This is a genomic window from Mucilaginibacter agri (assembly GCF_009928685.1).
In the GTDB taxonomy this organism is placed as follows: domain Bacteria; phylum Bacteroidota; class Bacteroidia; order Sphingobacteriales; family Sphingobacteriaceae; genus Mucilaginibacter; species Mucilaginibacter agri.
Map to the genome: position 1 here is coordinate 620453 of NZ_WWEO01000043.1, position 17096 is coordinate 637548.

Consider the following 17096-nt stretch of genomic DNA (forward strand, 5'->3'; position numbering starts at 1 on the left):
TTAAATTAAAGGGTACATCAACAGAAGTACCCAATTTACGTAATTAAGAGTTTCGCAGATTAATGTATCGATAAACATTGCTTATGTATCGACGAATATTACTCGCCACCCGGCGGCGGACCTCCAAAACCACCGCCCGGAGGCGGCCCGCCACCCGGAGGGCCTTCAGGGCGCTTACCTGCAAACTTCTGTAGTTTGAGGGTAAACGAAAGCAGGTAGTATCTGCCTAAACGGTTGGCCTGAGTTTGCGTAGTATAAGTTCCTGTACCCGATGACGTATAACCTGTATTCTGGTTAAACAAATCAAAAGCCGACAGGCGCAGGGTGCCAATGTTGTTTTTCAGGAAACGTCTTTCGGCATACACATTTAAAATATTGGGGTTGGTAGCGCCGGTATAGCCTTTATAAATCACTTTACTGTAATCGTAGCTAAGGGTATAATCTTTAAAGAAATAGTTTTTGCCGTTTAACCCCAGGTTAATGGTGCGGAAGTTATTGTTGACGTTGGCAGAGCTGATAGAGTTATCGGTGTGGTTAATGCTATAGCTAGTGCTTAGCTCGGCATCCACCACATCAGTAATATCCAGCCTGAACTTAGCGCCTTGTGTGATCACCATGTTTTTAGCAATGTTTTTCTCGGTGGTCATGTCGTAGCTATCGGCCGCCACATTACTGATATACGAGATGTTATTGTTGTAAGCAATATTGCCCGTTAAAAACAGATTGTACTTGCGTTTCTGCCACGGTTTAGCAAACACATAGTTGGCGTTACCACTGTAAAAGCCGTCGGCGTTTAAGTATTGGGTTAAAATAGTACCAGCCAGTTTGGGGTTAGGGGTATACACGCTTGGGTAACTGATGGTGTTGGCTACAATCTTATTATCCGTTTTGGTAAACGTTAAGTTGGTAAACAAAATATTGCCCGATGCGAAGTTAAACTGGTTGTAACGCAGGGTAAGGTTGTTGTTAAACTCGGGTTTCAGGTTGGCATTACCTTGTACGGGGTATGATGCGTTGGAGAAATCGGTAACCGGTTGCAATTCGTTATACGTAGGCTGGTTGCTGGCACCATTATAGTTTAAGCTCAAACTTTGGCTGCGCGAAAAGTTATAGATAAACCGTGCAGTAGGCGCAATATTAAAAGTAGTCACGTGGGTTTGTTCGCCCGTAGTCAACGAATTACCATCCAATGTTGCAGGCTGTGCGGCGATACCCAAAGTATAATTATACTTTTTCTGGATAAAGCGATAGTTAAGTCCGAAACGATTAGTGACGAAGGTGTAATTATAGCTGTTACTTAGCAGATCGTAGCGGTTACGGTTGTTCAGCGAGGTAAGCGTATCGGTTTCTTTATCAGATGTGGTGTACCCATGATGATAAGCGTAATTCAACTCTAAGTACGAACCTTTGCCCAGTGGCTCCATGTATGATAGTGAAGTACCCACGGTATCGGTGCGAACATTAGTATTGATCAGCTGGTTAAGCGGAGCTGTTGCTGTGCCGGCCAAATAAGTATAAACCGGGTTTTGCGTCTGATCTATCCTTGCAGATCCCGCGCTAACGTTAACACTGAAGTTACGCCCTTTGCTATTGAAACGGTGGTTGTACAGCAGGTTAGCACCATAGTTAGGGGCTGATGAGTTAAGCGTTGAGAGCAAATTATAATTAGACACCGTTTGATTGTTTTGCGAAAACAAGCTTGAAGCCGATTGATCTGTGTTAACGCCTGCATATGATATGCTCGGTACAAATTTTATGTAATTAACCGTATCCGGTTTGTACTCCAGGTTGAAGTTGAAGCGATGGTTAATCTTCTCGTCGGTTTGGTTGCTGCTTACATTGTTGATAAGCGGGTTGGTTAACGAGGTGTTGTTTTGTATCGTCGAACTAATAGTGTTTGTGGTATTATCAGAAAAACTATAACTGCCATAAACGGTAACCTTTTTACCCCATTGGTCACGGTAGTTAAGGCCGATAGAACGTGCCGTAGTAATACCATTGGTATTTGACGAACCTCCCGCGCCAGGCGGCGGTCCCCCCGGACCGCCACTGCGCGGGCCACCTCCACCGAAGCTAAATAGGTTGGTGTTAGTATTGTTAAGGTTGCCCAAAAATGCCAGTTGTCTGTTACCGCTAAAGCTAAATGCCGTAGCAGATGCCACATAACGGTTATCTTTCTCCTGTGGGATGGCGTCTGCGCCATCGCCAACGGTTGCCTGGCCAAAGTAGCCGTAGTTTTTGTTGGGTTTTACCGTAATATTTAGTACTTTCTCCGGTTCTCCGGTTTTAATGCCGGTGATGTTGGCCTGGTCGCCGTAATCGTCAATAATCTGGATGTTTTCAACTATATCGGCAGGTAAATTTTTGGTGGCAGTCTTCAAGTCGCCGCCAAAAAAGTCTTTACCGTTTACGCGTACCTTGGTTACACTTTTGCCCTGGGCGGTCATGTTGCCGTCTTTGTCAATATCAACGCCGGGTAGTTTCTTCAGCACATCTTCAACGGGAGCATTGTCGCGCACTTTGTAAGCATCGGCCTTAAACTCCACCGTGTCTTCTTTAAGTTTTACGGGATTGATATCACTAATGGTAACACCCTTCAGCATGTGCGATTCGAACTTCAACGTAATCACACCAAGGTTCACCGGCTGCACGTCGTTAGCAGTGATCAGGTGCCTTTTCAATGATTGAAAGCCAATCGATGAAAAAGTAAGATCGAACGTGGCCGAAGTAACGTTATTAAAAGTGAACGCGCCGTTTGCGTCTGTGGCCGTGGAGATGCTATCAGTGCCCGCCTTTAGTTTTACGGTAGCGCCAATTACCGTTAACCCGGTTGAATCTTTAACAACGCCATGAACCGTTTTGCCTGTATCCGCCTTACTACTTGCAATACCAAAGCCCAGAAAAACGAAGAGAAATATATAAATAGCTTTCATTCCCAAATTAGTTGATGCTGCAAAACAATAACTTGCCATCCATATATAAAAAGGCGATAGACCATGAGCCTAAAAACGTAGACGGAAGCCCGAAAGCGCTCGATAAGACGGTTGAATGGATGTGGAGAAGTACTCAGCCCCGGGTTTTTAGCCCTTCGTCGGCGTTTGCGTTCGGTTGATAGATTTTAATTGCAGTTGCCCGCCTTTAACCTTAATATTGATTTGATTTAATATTTTAAAGGATGACAGAAACCACAGGCGGCGGGTTTAAAAGATCTATTTCGGTAATAGTGCTCGTTCATGTTTTGGCGTGGACGGTAATTGGTTTGGTGCTGTTTGTGTATCAGCCATTGTCGTTAAACATAGTTGTGCCTATACAACTCTGGATAAAACAGGCCATTGTGCTTACATTGGTTATTACTACCTACTATATAAACGCCAATGTTTTTGTACCCAGGTTTTTGTTGCAGAACCGCATGCGCGATTTCTTCATTCTATTGGTATTACTAACCGGAACGGTGATATTCATAAGCACCTTTGTTGATCCGCTGCTGCACATACCTGAAGTAATGGATAAGGCGTTTCATCATCATGGCCCGCCAAGAGGCCGCCCCGGTGACCACAGAAAGGATTTTCCGTTCTTTATGCTGATGCTTACTTCGTTGGTTTTGGGTATCAGTACCAGTATTTCAGCCGTGCAGAAATGGCAGAAAGATCAGCAATTGCGCCAGGATCTAGAGCAGGAGAAAACAACGTCTGAGCTTTCATTTTTAAAAGCACAGATCAATCCGCATTTCTTTTTTAATACCCTTAATAATATCTACGCCCTTACCGCCATTGACGTAGTGCAATCGCGCGAGGCCATTCATAAACTATCGCGTATGATGCGCTATTTATTGTACGAAACGCAGCATGGCACCACGCTGTTATCAAAAGAAATAGGTTTTGTGCACGATTATATTGATTTAATGCAACTGCGCCTAACAGATAAGGTGACGCTTAAATTTAGCTACCCCTCTGATTTAAAGGACGTGCAGATTGCGCCGATGCTGTTTTTACCCTTTGTAGAAAACGCATTTAAGCATGGTATTAGCGCAACCTTGCCAAGTTACATTGCCATTGTTATTGAGCAAAAGGAGGATGAACTCTGTATGGATGTAACCAATACTATTTTTGAAGACCAGCAGTTATCAATGGAAGGCAATAGCGGCATTGGCCTGGCTAACACGCGCCGCAGGCTCGATCTGATGTATCCGGGTAAATATAAACTCATTATAGAACGATCAACCAATCAACATTATATGGTTAAACTAAAGCTCAATCTGGCATGAAACTAACTTGTATAGCCGTTGATGACGAACCATTAGCTTTAGGCCTGGTTTGCTCATTTATTGAACAAACGCCATTTCTGGAACTGAAAGGTCGCTCATCGAGCGCGGTAGAAGCCTTGAAGCTACTTAACGACGAAGTGATCGACGTGATCTTCCTCGATATCCAAATGCCAGACCTTAACGGTATTGAGCTGGCCCGTGTACTGGATGCCCGCGCCAGCAAACCCCGCATAGTGTTTACCACGGCTTATAACCAATTTGCGCTAGAGGGCTATAAGGTTGATGCATTAGATTACCTGCTGAAGCCCTTTAACTACGAAGAGTTTTTAAGAGCCGCTCAAAAGGCGCTCAATTATAAAGAGCTGATCAACAAACCTGCTGTCGCGGAAGCCAAATCGGAAGATGAATACCTTTTTATTAAGGTAGAATACCAACTGGTGCGTGTGGCGCTAAGCGATATCCTCTATATCGAAGGATTAAAAGATTATGTAAAAATTTGGCTGGCCAGCGCGCCAAAGCCCCTGCTTTCGTTAACCAGCTTAAAAGCGCTGGAAGAACGATTACCCGCTCGGCGTTTTATGCGTGTACATAGATCTTTCATCGTGTCACTGGATCAAATCAACTCCGTTACCCGTAATACCCTGCATATTGGAGATATTAATATCAGCGTTGGCGAGCAGTACAAGGATGCTTTTAACGGGTTTATTAGTAAGTGGAACTGATTAGAAACAAGAGTGAAGAGACAGGAAACAAGAAGTGATTTTCCTCCCTCAATCTTAGAGGAATGAACTTTGTCAGGCTGAGGCTCTCGAAACCCCCGGCTTACAATGAGCTATGCTTTGTTCAACTATAGTGTTCTGTTAAACGTCGGTCTGCTCATAGCCGCAGGGGCTTAGTTACTTTTGGCTTGATCCAAAAGTAATCAAAAGATCAAGATGTAAAAAAGCTTCACCGCACAGTCTTACCTCGGCCCCGCTTTTGCGTCCGGGCCACCACTCCCCCAAAAACGTGTCATTGCGAGGAGGTACGAAAGCCTGTCCCGAACCCGTTTCGGGAAAGCAACCTCGTAGTTTACAGAGCGAATTTATATGCGATGAGACCACGTCTACGCCGCAATAACTTCTACAACCCTGCAAACACAAACGCCGGCGTTACTTTAAAATCCTTACTTGCTTCCCCGGCATGTATTTCGCCGTTGGCAACCAGCAGTTTCTTTACACTGGCTTTTTCAGAAAAGTCGATCTTTTTTAGATCAATCCAAAAGGTGTTGGGCGATAGTACGTTTTCGAAATAATAAATCAGATTTTTCTGATCAGATACCGTCCGCCAGCGGGTACTCGAAATGTTGGGTTGTCCCGGTGTGGTAATACCATAAGGTACAGAGCAATTTCTGATCACGCTAAACATGCTAGCAGTGGCAATGTGTATGTCGTCTGTTTGAGGGATGGCGTTTGCGTAAAAGGATGCACGAACAAAGCGATCGGCAGCACGATTGGTGCCCGGTAACATGGTTGTGCCTCCAATTTCCTTCCAGTACTCATTTAGCGCCAGTTGTTTTTCAAAAATGGGCGAATTGGTCATTACACGGTAGGCGCGGTCGTGATGGATATCCAGTTTGCCATTCACATATTCAAATATGGCGTTATCGCCCGATGGGTCTGAAATAGCCAGGTGTAAATTGGCCATGCGCTCGGTACCCGGTACGTTGGCCGTAACAACGGTGAAGTTTTCTTTAGCCAAATCGGTAACTGCCTCGTCTACGGTCTGGTAACTATCCAGTACATATTGCACCCATGCCGAAATGGCCAGCCCCGGCTTTTTGCCGTCGTATTTTTCGTATTGCGATTCGGCCAGCCAAAGCAGATTGGCAACCAATCCCTTTTCGTTCATGCCATCTGTACTGCAGATATCGTAGCCCGAGGTAATTATGCTGCCATATTTCGATTTCCATTTTAAAGAGTTAGGGCCTGCTTCGCCGCTTCGTGCCATTCCGCGGGGGAAGAGCCATAGGTTACTTTGTATGTCATCGCTCCAGTCCATCGAACGGGCTGTTATTATCGTATTGTTAGGCCCCTGATACATCACCCTTGTGCAGGCAACAGAATCGATGGTTTGTGAAATGATCATTAACAGCAGCAATGCTATCGCCGATTTTTGTCGTAGTTTTTGGTTCATAGATAAGAAATTAAGAGCTGTTCCTGTCAAATTTGGTCGGAATTAACGCAAACTCAAAATTCGGGATGTTTCAGTTTGGAATATGAAACAATTAGTTATACAACAAATCCTGCTTGCTGAGTAAACATTATTAATTAGCTTTAGTTACCAATTTAAATCAGCCGATGAAAAAAGCTTCTACCACAATTGTTGCACTCATTATAATAGCAAATGCCTTGTTTGCGTCTAAGCCTGCGGCAGCGCAAAACTTGCCTACTGTTAAGGTTGAAGAAGGAATGATTTCGGGTACCAGCAGCGCGGATGGTGCAATCACCGAGTTTAAGGGAATCCCATTTGCTGCGCCGCCTGTGGGTAACTTACGTTGGAAAGCTCCGCAACCTGCGGCACATTGGGATGGTATAAAAAAATGTGATGCCTTTGGCCCCAGCCCGATGCAACCCGAACCCAAGCCGTTTTTTGTTTGGACGAGCGAGTTTCTGATACCCAAAGCGCCCATAAGTGAAGATTGCCTCTACTTAAATGTATGGACCAATATGGCTGCCCAACGGTTAAAGCCTGTGTTTGTTTGGATCTACGGCGGCGGTTTCAGCAGCGGCGGCAGTGCCGCGCCTATATATGATGGCGAGGCGATGGCGCGTAAAGATGTGGTGTTTGTATCGATAAATTACAGGGTAGGGGTGTTTGGCTTTTTTGCACACCCGGAATTAAGTAGAGAATCGCTGGTGCATAGCTCGGGAAATTATGGCTTGATGGACCAGATCGCCGCACTAAAATGGGTGAAAAAGAACATAGCGGCCTTCGGCGGCGACCCGGATAACGTGACCATCGCCGGGCAGTCGGCAGGTTCGATGAGTGTTAATTACCTGGTGGCCTCGCCCAAAGCCAAAGGGTTATTTAACAAGGCTATTGCCGAAAGCGGCTCAATGCTGATCACTAATTCGCGCAGGCACATGACTAGTCTTAACGAAGCCGAAGCGCAAGGTGCTGCAATTGCAAAGGCAGCCGACAACAGTTCGCTGGCCGATATGCGGGAGATGAATTCGTTACAAGTGCTCGAAAAACTAAAAGGGAATTTTACACCTATAGCCGATGGTTATGATGTGTTGCCCGAACCGGTTTACCAGATCTTCGCCGAAAATAAGCAGAACAATGTACCTCTGATTACTGGTTGGAATGCTGATGAAGGAATGGTGTTCGCCGCTAAAAATAAGGAGGATTATATTAAACAGATCCGTACCGAATACGGCGCTGATGCTAATGATGTATTAAAATATTACCCGGCCAGCACGGATGCAGAAGCCGCCGACTCGCAGGTGCAGTTGAGCCGTGATTTGTCTTTCGCATTGTCGGGATACCAATGGGCAAAGTTGCAAAGCAGTCGTAAAAATAAGCCTGTTTATGTTTACAATTTTACCCGCCGTCCGCCTGCCACAGCCGATTTTGTGAAATACAAGTCGTTCCATACGGCAGAAGTGCCCTATGCGCTAGACGATCTTAAATTCCTGAACCGCCCACTGGAGGCAACCGACCGTCAGTTGAGTAAAACCATGTCGGCCTATTGGGTTAATTTCATCAAAACCGGAAACCCTAACGGAGCCGGTTTGCCGCAATGGCCGCAGTTTAACGAGCGGACCAATCAGGTAATAGTATTGGGAGATAAAATTTCGGCGCAAACCATATTAAATAAGCAGCGATTAGACTTTATGCTGAAGTTGCTGAACAGGTAGCCCCCTAACCCCCTAAAGGGGGAACAGAAGATTTGCACAGTCGTCCCGGTTGTCATCGGAATGGTTCCGACTATCTTAAGTAAGCTGGAAGCTTACAACAAACAAATCACAAGTTACGCTGCGCTAAACTTGCGATAGCTAGGTGTTGTAAAATAAGAAAGGCTGCGATATTTTGCAGCCTTTCTATTAATGTCTCGATTCTTGACTCTCTTACTCCCCCTTCAGGGGGCTGGGGGCTTAAAAGCTTGCTTTAGCTTCTTTAGCTTTGTCTGTTATTTGTTCAAGCGCGTCTTTGGCGTAGTTTTTTAATTTGTCTACTAAATCGGGCGCTTTGTCGGCCAGATCATCAATTATTGATTTAGCGCTGCCTTCATTTTTCTTCGCTATGTAACTAATGCCGTACGCAACTGCTGCGCCAATGGCAATATATTTTAATAGGTTCATTTTTGTTGTTTTTAATTATTTGGTATAGTAGTGCAATGTTGATGCCAACTATTTAGGTGAATGAGTGAATGATAGAAGGAGAGAATGTTAAAATAACGGAATTGTAGTTTGTCATTCACTCATTCAAAATTCATTCATTGACTTACCTAAACCTGGGTGAAGCGGATACCGGCCTTGTGGCTAAGGCTTGTGCAGTATGAGCGGAACACGGGGCCGGCTTTGATAGTAGTAGTGTTCTTGCTTTTCCAGAAAATGAATGGAGGAGTGAATGATAGAATGATAAAATAACGGAAATGTAGTCTGTTGCTCACTCCTTCTATCATTGACTCATTCTCTCCTTCAAAATTAACTTATTGCTAACCACCCTCAATCACTAAATCACAACCCGCTCATTCAAAACTAAATTGCGTTTTGCTAAATAAAATATTATTTCTACATTTGCGTCCCCGTTAAGAGCGGGTAAAACATTAAAAATCAAGTATAATAATGCAACAGTACGAAACCGTGATCGTTCTAACCCCGTTGTTATCAGAAGAAGTAGCTAAAGAGGCAATTGCCAAATACAGCAAACTACTTACAGATAACGGAGCCGAAATTGTCCAAGAGGATAATTGGGGTTTGAGAAAATTAGCGTATCCAATCCAAAAGAAAACAACTGGATACTATCACTTAACTGAATTTAAGGCTCCGGGTGATTTAATTAACAAACTGGAAGTTGAATTTAGACGTGATGAGCGCGTATTGCGTTTCTTAACTATCGCCCTTGATAAACATGCCATTGCTTACAATGACAAAAAACGCAGCGGCGCTTTCAACAAAAAATCAGCTAAAGCAGAGGAGGCAGGAAACTAATGGCTACAGAACAAATTAAATATGTTACTGCTCCTAAAGTGGAGGATAACCGCAAAAAATATTGCCGTTTTAAAAAGAACGGTATTAAATACATCGATTACAAAGACGCTAACTTCCTTTTGAAGTTTGTTAACGACCAAGGTAAAGTATTACCTCGCCGTTTAACTGGTACTTCATTGAAGTTTCAGCGTAAAGTGGCTCAAGCTGTTAAACGCGCACGCCACATCGGTTTATTGCCATACGTAACAGATTCGTTGAAATAATCACAGGAGGCTTAAGAAATGGACATTATTTTAAAACAGGATGTTAAAAACCTTGGTGAGAAAGACGAAATCGTTAAAGTAAGACCAGGTTACGGCCGTAACTTTTTGATCCCTCAGGGTGTAGCTATCTTAGCTACCGAGTCGGCTCGTAAAGTATTAGCTGAAAACTTAAAACAAGCTCAGTTTAAACAAGACAAAATCCGTAAGGATGCTGACGAACTGGCTACTAAATTAGAGAACGTTAAGTTAACTATCGGCGCTAAAGCTGGTGAAACCGGTAAAATTTTCGGTGCTATCAACACTATTCAGGTTGCTGATGCATTGAAAAAACAAGGCTTTGAAGTTGACCGTCGCCGTATCACTTTTGATCAGGATCCTAAATTTGTTGGTGAATACACTGCAAACTTAAACCTGCACAAAGAAGTGAAAGTGAAAGTTCCTTTCGAGGTTGTTGCTGAGTAATTAGCACACGTCTAATAAATATTATAAAAAGCTCTTCTCTTTGGGAAGAGCTTTTTATTTTAGAAGACTTTTTAATTTAAACTAATCAAATCATCATCTCTCCCGCGGGGAGGGCTGGGGAGGGGTAAATGCGAGGCATATTTAGACTCATACTGCGTATTCTTAAAATTTTTGTGATCGCTTTTTTTGCCATCACCATTTTGTGGGTATTGTTATACCGCTTTGTAAACCCTCCGGTTACCTGGTTAATGATTACCCGGGGCTTTGAACGGAAAGCAGATGGCAAAGATTGGAAGATAGATAAGCATTGGGTAGCCTTTGATAGTATTGCCGACCCGATGAAACGCGCCGCAGTGGCGGCCGAAGACCAGAAGTTTTTAAACCACTTCGGGTTCGACTTTAAAGCCATGGAACGTGCTATTGATAAAAACCAGCACAGTCATAAGCTAATGGGTGGAAGCACCATATCTCAACAAACAGCCAAAAATGTTTTCCTCTGGCCAGGGCGTTCGTATGTACGCAAAGCATTTGAGGCCTACTTTACCATGCTGATAGAAGTAATGTGGAGCAAGAAACGCATTATGGAAGTTTACCTCAACGTAATAGAAATGGGCGATGGTATTTATGGCGTAGAAGCCGCCGCGCAGAATTATTACCATAAGCATGCTTCGCAATTAACTACGTATCAGTCGGCTGCTATTGCATCAATATTTCCTAACCCGCTCCATTGGTCGCCCACTAATCCGAGCGATTATCTGAGGCATCATCAGTATTTGATCCGGAAGAATATCAGGAGGCTGGGGCCACTGGATTTTTAGACCCCTAACCCCCTGGAGGGGAGATTTTCTCAGCAACCGTTGTCCCGAACTTGTTTCGGGATCCCACAAAAAGCTACTTGCTGAGTATACTTTAAACTTAGCAAGTGGGTTGCCGAAACAAGTTCGGCATGACGTGTGGGTGAAGTTTGTTTGCTATTTGACCCGCAAATTACCGCAACTCAAATTGCCTGTTGTACCTTTGCATTATGCCTGCAAACGAAATCCTGTCTTTGAACGACGTTAAGCTTCTGGTGGATACTTTCTACTCAAAAATACAGAGGGATGCTTTGCTGAGTCCTATTTTTAACGAACGCATTCAGGATCGCTGGCCGCAACACCTCGAAAAGATGTATTCTTTTTGGCAAACACTGTTACTCGAAGAAAATACTTACAACGGCCGCCCGTTTCCGCCGCACATGAACCTGCCTGTAGGGCATGAGCATTTTGAGCATTGGCTAAGCCTGTTTACGCAAACTATAAACGAACTTTTTACCGGCGAAAAAGCCGAAGAAGCCAAATGGCGCGCAGGGAATATTGCGAAGATGTTTGAAAGTAAGATCGCTTATTTTAGGGAGCATCAAAAGGGTTTTGTGCAGTAAGGTTTCAAACCATTCATGCGGAGATTGTCATACAGAGCTCCGTCGAAGTATGGTGGGTACGGCCCTCTACACCATCCTTCGAGTGCCTCAGGATGACGGCCCTCTCGTTAGGAAACTAATCCTCCTTCTTCATATCCTCCTTCACATCAGCTACATAATCTTTATAGCCGTTAACGTGCGGTTTATCGAGGTTGAGCATGCTCTCTAAGCTGGCATCGTAGATCTGAAATTTATTCTTTTTCGCAAACTCAACCAGCGCGAAAAGTGCAGGTTCGCCATCAAGGCTCAGCAATAAGTTGTTAGCGGGTTGATCGCTGTATTCATACTCAATATTGCCATCTTCCACCTCAATTATCCTGAATTGCTCTTCCTCTTCAATAGACTTAAAATGTGCTTTCAGTTTTTTGCCGAAGTCTGCAGGTTTTAAGGCTTGCTTATTAAGGGTTTCGAGGTCGTTAATTTTCTCTGTCGAATTAAATAGTACTACGTCCCAGCTCATTGGTGTTTTATATTAGGCGGAAATTAAATCGCGGAATAATTGTGGGTGCCAGCTGTTTTTAAACGGCACTTCCCATTTAGTATCGAGGTCGGCAAGGGTTTGTACCAGGTTGTTAAATACAATGGTATCCTGGTTAATGGCGCCTTGTTTAATCAGTTCTTCAAATTGAGCGCGAGGGGCTGATAAAAGTGCGCCGTTGCTGCTACGATAAGCCAGGTTAAAACGATCGAACAAGTTGATGTTGTAATGCTGCTCTACCTGTTTCATGAAATTTACCGACTTATCTATCGAGCATCCACTGGCGCCGGCCTGGCTTTCGTCTACCACGAGTATAATAAAGCGATTGTAGCGTATTTCGGCAGCCGCTTTAAGTTGGTTGTTATGTGCAGTCCAACTTTGCGTAAAGCTGTTTAATTGCTGTTGCAGCTCGGTTACTTCATTGTTGCTCAGTTCGCGGTCGGCTTGATAGATCCACACTCTCGAATTTTCAGAAAATTGCATACACAAAGGTATCAATTTATTAACTTAGGGTTGTCAAATAGTTGCCATGTTGAAGTTTGTGGGGGTAAAAATTAAAAGGCGGTTTTTAGTGGCCGGTATCGGCCTGTTAGGTTTATCGTCTTTATGCTTCACTGTTGCTATGGACGAGCAGCAACTACTCAGCTGGAGCAACAAATGCCTCACTCAATCTTATAACGCCGATGGTGATGCCAAGCTTAAGAAATGGGAGTTAACTGTAACGGACAACGCCTTTGTTCGCCTGCGTAAAACTTACCTTAATGGCAAGCAGGAATATTACTCTTTTCATCTCCATCGATTTAACGATCTGGATTACCTGGGTACTACCACTGCAGGCACGCTGCAACTGAAAACCATTGCCGATGACATTATTGTACAAACCTATGGCGACCCGAAAGGCGACATCGATAGCATGGCTACTACCCTCAGCATGCAGGTAAAAAACATGGACCCCGACCGGTTAGACAGTCTGCGCAATGCGTTGATCTATTTTAAAGGCAAACAATAACGGCCTTTAAAGTGCCTGCAACCCCATAAAACAGGCTCGGTAAAAATTTATAGCCTGATAAACAGGGGGTTTACAGTAAATTGAAAATAAAATTTTTTAAAATAAAAAAAGACGCTACATTTGCAGTCCCGAAACGGACGAAGGGTACCATAGCTCAGATGGTAGAGCAAAGGACTGAAAATCCTTGTGTCACTGGTTCGATCCCAGTTGGTACCACAAAAGCCTCTTAGTGAAAACTAAGAGGCTTTTTTATGCTTTAATAATTAACCCCGCAACTGACGCTTCACTGACCTTGTTTACTTCCAAAATCGCTTATTTTACGGGGCGAAACCAAACCTATGAAGAATAAAAAAATAGCCGATATCCCGGCAGTGCCCGCAGTATTATTTTCCATCATCAGTGTACAAGGTGGTGCGGCCATAGCCAAGGGTATATTTCCGATATTGGGGGCTACCTCAACTTCAGCCTTGCGAATTGTTTTAGCGGCATTAATTCTGTGCCTGGTTAACCGACCGAATGTGCGTAACCTGAGCGCAGCGCAATGGAAAACGGTGGCCTTATACGGACTTACGCTTGGCGCCATGAACGTTGTTTTTTACATGGCCATAGCGCGCATTCCGCTTGGCCTGGGGGTTGCTTTAGAATTTATCGGGCCTTTGGTGTTAGCACTTGCAGGCTCTAAACGGCTCACCGATGTCTTATGGGCTATACTGGCGGGTGCAGGTATTGCACTTATAGCGCCCTGGCACAACAATGGGCTAAACGTTACTGGTATGCTGCTGGCCTTGCTGGCAGGGGTATTTTGGGTAGGCTATATTTTAATGGGAGGCCGTGTTTCTAAGATGATGGATGGTGGTAAGGCAGTTACCATAGGCATGTTCTTTGCATCCATGGTCATATTGCCGATTGCTATTGGCGATGGACTAATCACACATCTAAAACCTTCTCTGTTGTTATTGGGCTTTGCGCTGGCCCTGCTTTCGAGCGCTATACCGTTTAGCTTGGAGATGATTGCCCTCAAAAAGATCCCGGCGAAAACCTTTAGCGTTTTAATGAGCCTCGAGCCCGCCGCGGCCGCAATTTCGGGTTTGATTTTTCTGCACGAATATTTGACGCTTTACGAGTGGCTGGCAATTGCATTAATTATAATTGCAAGTGTCGGCGCTACGCTAAGTGCCAAGGCGAAGCAGGCTGTGGCGGCGGAGGTTTGATGTATCCTTATTTGCTGTCGATGCACATTATAGGCGAAAAATGAAAATATCCAGCATTTATCTTTCCGGTATTCAAATATTGTCGCCCTGCAACCGTTAACTTTGTAACTCGAATACGAACTATGGGATTAACGCTTAGGCTGACTTTTAAAGACAACGATTATAATTACCAAATTATCAATAGTAATCAGATTAACTCCAGTACAACCGAATTTAGCTTAACGCTGAATGGCGAAACTATTGAATTGATAAAAGATGCGAAAAATGTGTGGGTGCAAAAAGATGGCAAATCCCTCGATCCCGAACTGGTTCAGGCGCTCGGGCGTTCTGTTTCTTTACGTTTAAGGATGTAACTACTGTAGGCTTATAACTTGTGCCTAATGCTAAATCACAAAAGGCACAAGTATTTTTAGTTCTATCTATTCGCGCGTTAATAATCCGTAAACGGTAGCGTTGTGCCCGGCCCCCATGTTGGGTTAACTGTTACGTTAGTTGAGGAAGAATTATCGAATCGTGTGCCCGAAAAGGTAATCATCGTATTACTCTTGAAGGCAGGGAAGTTGTCAAGAACTAAGCGTGAGTAAGTAGGCAGATAATCATCTGTAGCAGTATATCCATTTAGTATAATATAATGACCGCCGCCCGGAAAATCTGTTGTGCTAAATGTAAACCCTTTCTTGCCGATGTCGGCAGGGACGATAGTATGATTGTAAACCATAGTTGGAAATCCACTACCGAAGCCGGGATGTGTTACATTTCGTAACGGATCATACGCGCCTACAAAGCCATCCCATCTACATTCTAACCGAACCACATTTGCGGGTATGGCATCTTGTATAACTACTTGTATTTTGCTTACTAAACGTTCCATAACAACGTCGGTGTTTGTTCTCGATTCAACTTTAATATTAAGTACTTTTACAAAAATATCGCCAATGGTATCGCCCCGGAAAATATTTCCTCCATCCGAAACAAAAATATGGTGTATCAGTGATGGCGGGTCTTCAGGATCCGGAAACGAACTATTGCCTATGGACTCGAGCGTCATGGATTTTCTGGTAGCGCCCATAAAATAAACGGTATAATTTCCGTTTGGCAGCGTATCGCGAATAGTTCCGAAATTAGCATCTGTTGATTTTTGAGTTACCTTTTTGATAATATTGGCAAGGCTATCACCAGCGGCCACCACCACATATGTCAAATAATTGATATCGTCCTTTAAAGCGGTTGTTTGTTTTACACTGGTAACTGTTTTTTGGGCTCCGAAAGCACTGGTTTGGCTGGCGAATGCAGATGCCGAAAATGAAACGGGATACTTTGGCCCCGTGGATACGGTAGTAGTTGGCGTTACATCCAGTTTATTGTCTTTTTTGCAGCTAAACAGCGTTGTTGCAGTGGCCATTAAGAGAATAAGGTTGGTTTTCATAGATCTTTTGTTAAGTTTCGAATTCGGGATGAAATTTCTAACCCGTTATCATATCATGTGTTAATAATCCGTAAACGGTAGCGTTGTTGCCGCCCCCCATGCCGGGTTAGTGGTTACATTGGTTGATGAAGAATTGTCGAACAGCGTACCCGAAAAAGTAAGCGTAGTATTACGCGCTAATACAGAGTATCCGTATGCAACAAGACGCGAATAACTGGGCGCCAGATCAGCATCTGTGCTTTTATAGCCGTTAAGAATAATAGTACGGCCGTAGCCGGGAAAATCCGTTGTGCTAAACGTAAATCCTTTTTTGCCAATATCCGCGGGGACGACGGTATGGTTGTAAACAATACTTGGAAATCCGCTACCAAAACCAGGATGTCCAACATTTCGCACCGGGTCAAATGCACCGTCCATGCCTCCCCAATTACATTCTAAACGGACTACATCTGCTGGTATAGCATCCTGTATAACTACTTGTACTTTGCCTATTAAGCGTTCCATAACCACATCAGTGTTTGTTCTCGAATCAACTTTGATATTAAGTACTTTAATAAAAATATCGCCAAGCGTATCTCCGCGGTAAAAACCTTCGTCCCAGGAAACATAAATATGTTGTATTAGCGACGGCGGGTCTTCTGGGTCTACAAATGGTGAACCGCTTATGGGGGCCAGCGTCATGAGTTTATTGGTGGCCCCCATAAAATAAACGGTGTAATTTCCGTTTGGCAGCGTATCGCGGATGGTTCCGAAATTGGCATCAGTCGATTTCTGAGTTACCTTTTTGATAACAACACCAAGGCTATCACCTGCAGGCACAACCATGTAGGTTAAATAATTGATGTCGTCTTTTAAAGCGGTTGTTTGTTTTAGACCGCTAACTATTTTTTCGCTCCGAAAGCACTGGTTTGGCTAGAGAATGCAGATGCTGAAAAGGTAACCGGATACTTTGGCCCCGTTGTGGCCGTGGTAGTTGGCGCTACATCGGCTTTGTAATCTTTCTTGCAGCCGAACAGCGTTACCGCAATGGCCATTAATAGAATAAGGTTGGTTTTCATATATCTTTTGTTAAGTTTCAAATTCTGTACACAGGCGTTAATATTATCCAGCTATGCCATAGCATGCAGTAATGATTGCGGATGAATGATTATTAGGATCTGTAATAAGTAAAAGAGGATATATAAAGGGCAATAAGGTTTTGGTGTTTTTTCATGGTTGAGGTATTAATTAAAAATTAAAACTTCAGCATTTATGTAGCAATTTATTAAATTGCTGAGTGTTAATTTCTTATAACGAAACTCATGAACGCGTAATGTGTAATTGTGTGTA

At 43.8% G+C, this 17096-nt stretch carries 20 protein-coding genes and 1 tRNA gene; 13 read left to right on the forward strand and 8 right to left on the reverse strand.

Annotation, left to right across the window (positions count from 1 at the left end; genetic code table 11):
• Window positions 1-98: 98 nt before the first annotated feature.
• A complete protein-coding gene (locus GSY63_RS15760) occupies window positions 99-2933 on the reverse strand; it encodes a TonB-dependent receptor (protein ID WP_166586763.1) in 2835 nt (944 codons plus the stop codon).
• 14 nt (window positions 2934-2947) lie between these two features.
• On the opposite strand from GSY63_RS15760, the gene GSY63_RS15765 reads away from it, so the two are divergent.
• The 3 genes from GSY63_RS15765 (at window position 2948) to GSY63_RS15775 (ending at window position 4986) form a co-directional block, all read left to right on the forward strand.
• Window positions 2948-3112: a hypothetical protein gene (locus GSY63_RS15765; protein WP_166586764.1), complete on the forward strand. Its 165-nt coding sequence runs from the start codon at window positions 2948-2950 to the stop codon at window positions 3110-3112.
• A 63-nt stretch (window positions 3113-3175) separates the two neighbouring features.
• Window positions 3176-4264, forward strand: a complete 1089-nt coding sequence (locus tag GSY63_RS15770; protein WP_166586765.1) for a sensor histidine kinase — start codon at window positions 3176-3178, stop codon at window positions 4262-4264.
• Window positions 4261-4986: a LytR/AlgR family response regulator transcription factor gene (locus GSY63_RS15775; protein ID WP_166586766.1), complete on the forward strand. Its 726-nt coding sequence runs from the start codon at window positions 4261-4263 to the stop codon at window positions 4984-4986. The genes GSY63_RS15770 and GSY63_RS15775 overlap by 4 nt, the downstream gene beginning before the upstream one ends.
• A 400-nt stretch (window positions 4987-5386) precedes the next feature.
• On the opposite strand, the gene GSY63_RS15780 is transcribed toward GSY63_RS15775, so the two are convergent.
• On the reverse strand, window positions 5387-6439 hold the full coding sequence (locus GSY63_RS15780) for a linear amide C-N hydrolase (RefSeq protein ID WP_208094558.1): 1053 nt from the start codon (window positions 6437-6439) through the stop codon (window positions 5387-5389).
• A gap of 164 nt (window positions 6440-6603) precedes the next feature.
• Here GSY63_RS15780 and GSY63_RS15785 point away from each other — a divergent pair, with 164 nt between their 5' ends.
• Window positions 6604-8166 (forward strand): carboxylesterase/lipase family protein, encoded by a 1563-nt coding sequence (locus GSY63_RS15785; RefSeq protein WP_166586767.1) that lies wholly within the window; start codon window positions 6604-6606, stop codon window positions 8164-8166.
• Between the two features lie 237 nt (window positions 8167-8403).
• On the opposite strand, the gene GSY63_RS15790 is transcribed toward GSY63_RS15785, so the two are convergent.
• Window positions 8404-8610: a YtxH domain-containing protein gene (locus GSY63_RS15790; protein WP_166586768.1), complete on the reverse strand. Its 207-nt coding sequence runs from the start codon at window positions 8608-8610 to the stop codon at window positions 8404-8406.
• Between the two features lie 486 nt (window positions 8611-9096).
• On the opposite strand from GSY63_RS15790, the gene rpsF reads away from it, so the two are divergent.
• From rpsF to GSY63_RS15815, 5 genes are all read left to right on the forward strand, one after another.
• Complete coding sequence (rpsF, locus tag GSY63_RS15795) at window positions 9097-9462, forward strand: 30S ribosomal protein S6 (RefSeq protein ID WP_166586769.1); 366 nt, start codon at window positions 9097-9099, stop codon at window positions 9460-9462.
• On the forward strand, window positions 9462-9725 hold the full coding sequence (gene rpsR / locus GSY63_RS15800) for a 30S ribosomal protein S18 (RefSeq protein ID WP_074487626.1): 264 nt from the start codon (window positions 9462-9464) through the stop codon (window positions 9723-9725). The genes rpsF and rpsR overlap by 1 nt, the downstream gene beginning before the upstream one ends.
• Window positions 9726-9743: 18 nt before the next feature.
• Window positions 9744-10187, forward strand: a complete 444-nt coding sequence (gene rplI / locus GSY63_RS15805) for a 50S ribosomal protein L9 (RefSeq protein WP_166586770.1) — start codon at window positions 9744-9746, stop codon at window positions 10185-10187.
• A gap of 128 nt (window positions 10188-10315) precedes the next feature.
• On the forward strand, window positions 10316-11005 hold the full coding sequence (gene mtgA, locus GSY63_RS15810) for a monofunctional biosynthetic peptidoglycan transglycosylase (RefSeq protein WP_166586771.1): 690 nt from the start codon (window positions 10316-10318) through the stop codon (window positions 11003-11005).
• Between the two features lie 206 nt (window positions 11006-11211).
• Window positions 11212-11604 carry a group III truncated hemoglobin gene (locus GSY63_RS15815; RefSeq protein ID WP_166586772.1) on the forward strand — a complete coding sequence of 131 codons (393 nt, stop codon included), beginning with the start codon at window positions 11212-11214 and terminating at the stop codon, window positions 11602-11604.
• A gap of 115 nt (window positions 11605-11719) precedes the next feature.
• Here GSY63_RS15815 and GSY63_RS15820 read toward each other — a convergent pair whose 3' ends face one another.
• Window positions 11720-12103 (reverse strand): hypothetical protein, encoded by a 384-nt coding sequence (locus tag GSY63_RS15820; protein WP_166586773.1) that lies wholly within the window; start codon window positions 12101-12103, stop codon window positions 11720-11722.
• Between the two features lie 12 nt (window positions 12104-12115).
• Complete coding sequence (locus GSY63_RS15825) at window positions 12116-12604, reverse strand: ABC transporter ATPase (RefSeq protein WP_166586774.1); 489 nt, start codon at window positions 12602-12604, stop codon at window positions 12116-12118.
• A gap of 46 nt (window positions 12605-12650) precedes the next feature.
• Here GSY63_RS15825 and GSY63_RS15830 point away from each other — a divergent pair, with 46 nt between their 5' ends.
• The 4 genes from GSY63_RS15830 to GSY63_RS15845 all read left to right on the forward strand — a co-directional run bounded on the left by GSY63_RS15830 (window position 12651) and on the right by GSY63_RS15845 (window position 14694).
• Window positions 12651-13130, forward strand: a complete 480-nt coding sequence (locus GSY63_RS15830; RefSeq protein WP_166586775.1) for a hypothetical protein — start codon at window positions 12651-12653, stop codon at window positions 13128-13130.
• 143 nt (window positions 13131-13273) lie between these two features.
• Window positions 13274-13346, forward strand: a tRNA-Phe gene (locus tag GSY63_RS15835).
• Between the two features lie 122 nt (window positions 13347-13468).
• Window positions 13469-14341 (forward strand): EamA family transporter, encoded by an 873-nt coding sequence (locus tag GSY63_RS15840; RefSeq protein ID WP_166586776.1) that lies wholly within the window; start codon window positions 13469-13471, stop codon window positions 14339-14341.
• A 122-nt stretch (window positions 14342-14463) separates the two neighbouring features.
• On the forward strand, window positions 14464-14694 hold the full coding sequence (locus tag GSY63_RS15845) for a hypothetical protein (RefSeq protein ID WP_166586777.1): 231 nt from the start codon (window positions 14464-14466) through the stop codon (window positions 14692-14694).
• 77 nt (window positions 14695-14771) lie between these two features.
• Here the strand turns inward: GSY63_RS15845 and GSY63_RS15850 are convergent, their stop codons facing one another.
• The 3 genes from GSY63_RS15850 to GSY63_RS15860 are packed head-to-tail and all read right to left on the reverse strand — an operon-like array spanning window position 14772 to window position 16825.
• Window positions 14772-15767, reverse strand: a complete 996-nt coding sequence (locus GSY63_RS15850; protein WP_166586778.1) for a hypothetical protein — start codon at window positions 15765-15767, stop codon at window positions 14772-14774.
• A 60-nt stretch (window positions 15768-15827) separates the two neighbouring features.
• On the reverse strand, window positions 15828-16592 hold the full coding sequence (locus GSY63_RS15855) for a hypothetical protein (protein ID WP_166586779.1): 765 nt from the start codon (window positions 16590-16592) through the stop codon (window positions 15828-15830).
• A gap of 56 nt (window positions 16593-16648) precedes the next feature.
• Window positions 16649-16825, reverse strand: a complete 177-nt coding sequence (locus GSY63_RS15860; protein ID WP_166586780.1) for a hypothetical protein — start codon at window positions 16823-16825, stop codon at window positions 16649-16651.
• Window positions 16826-17096 lie beyond the last annotated feature (271 nt).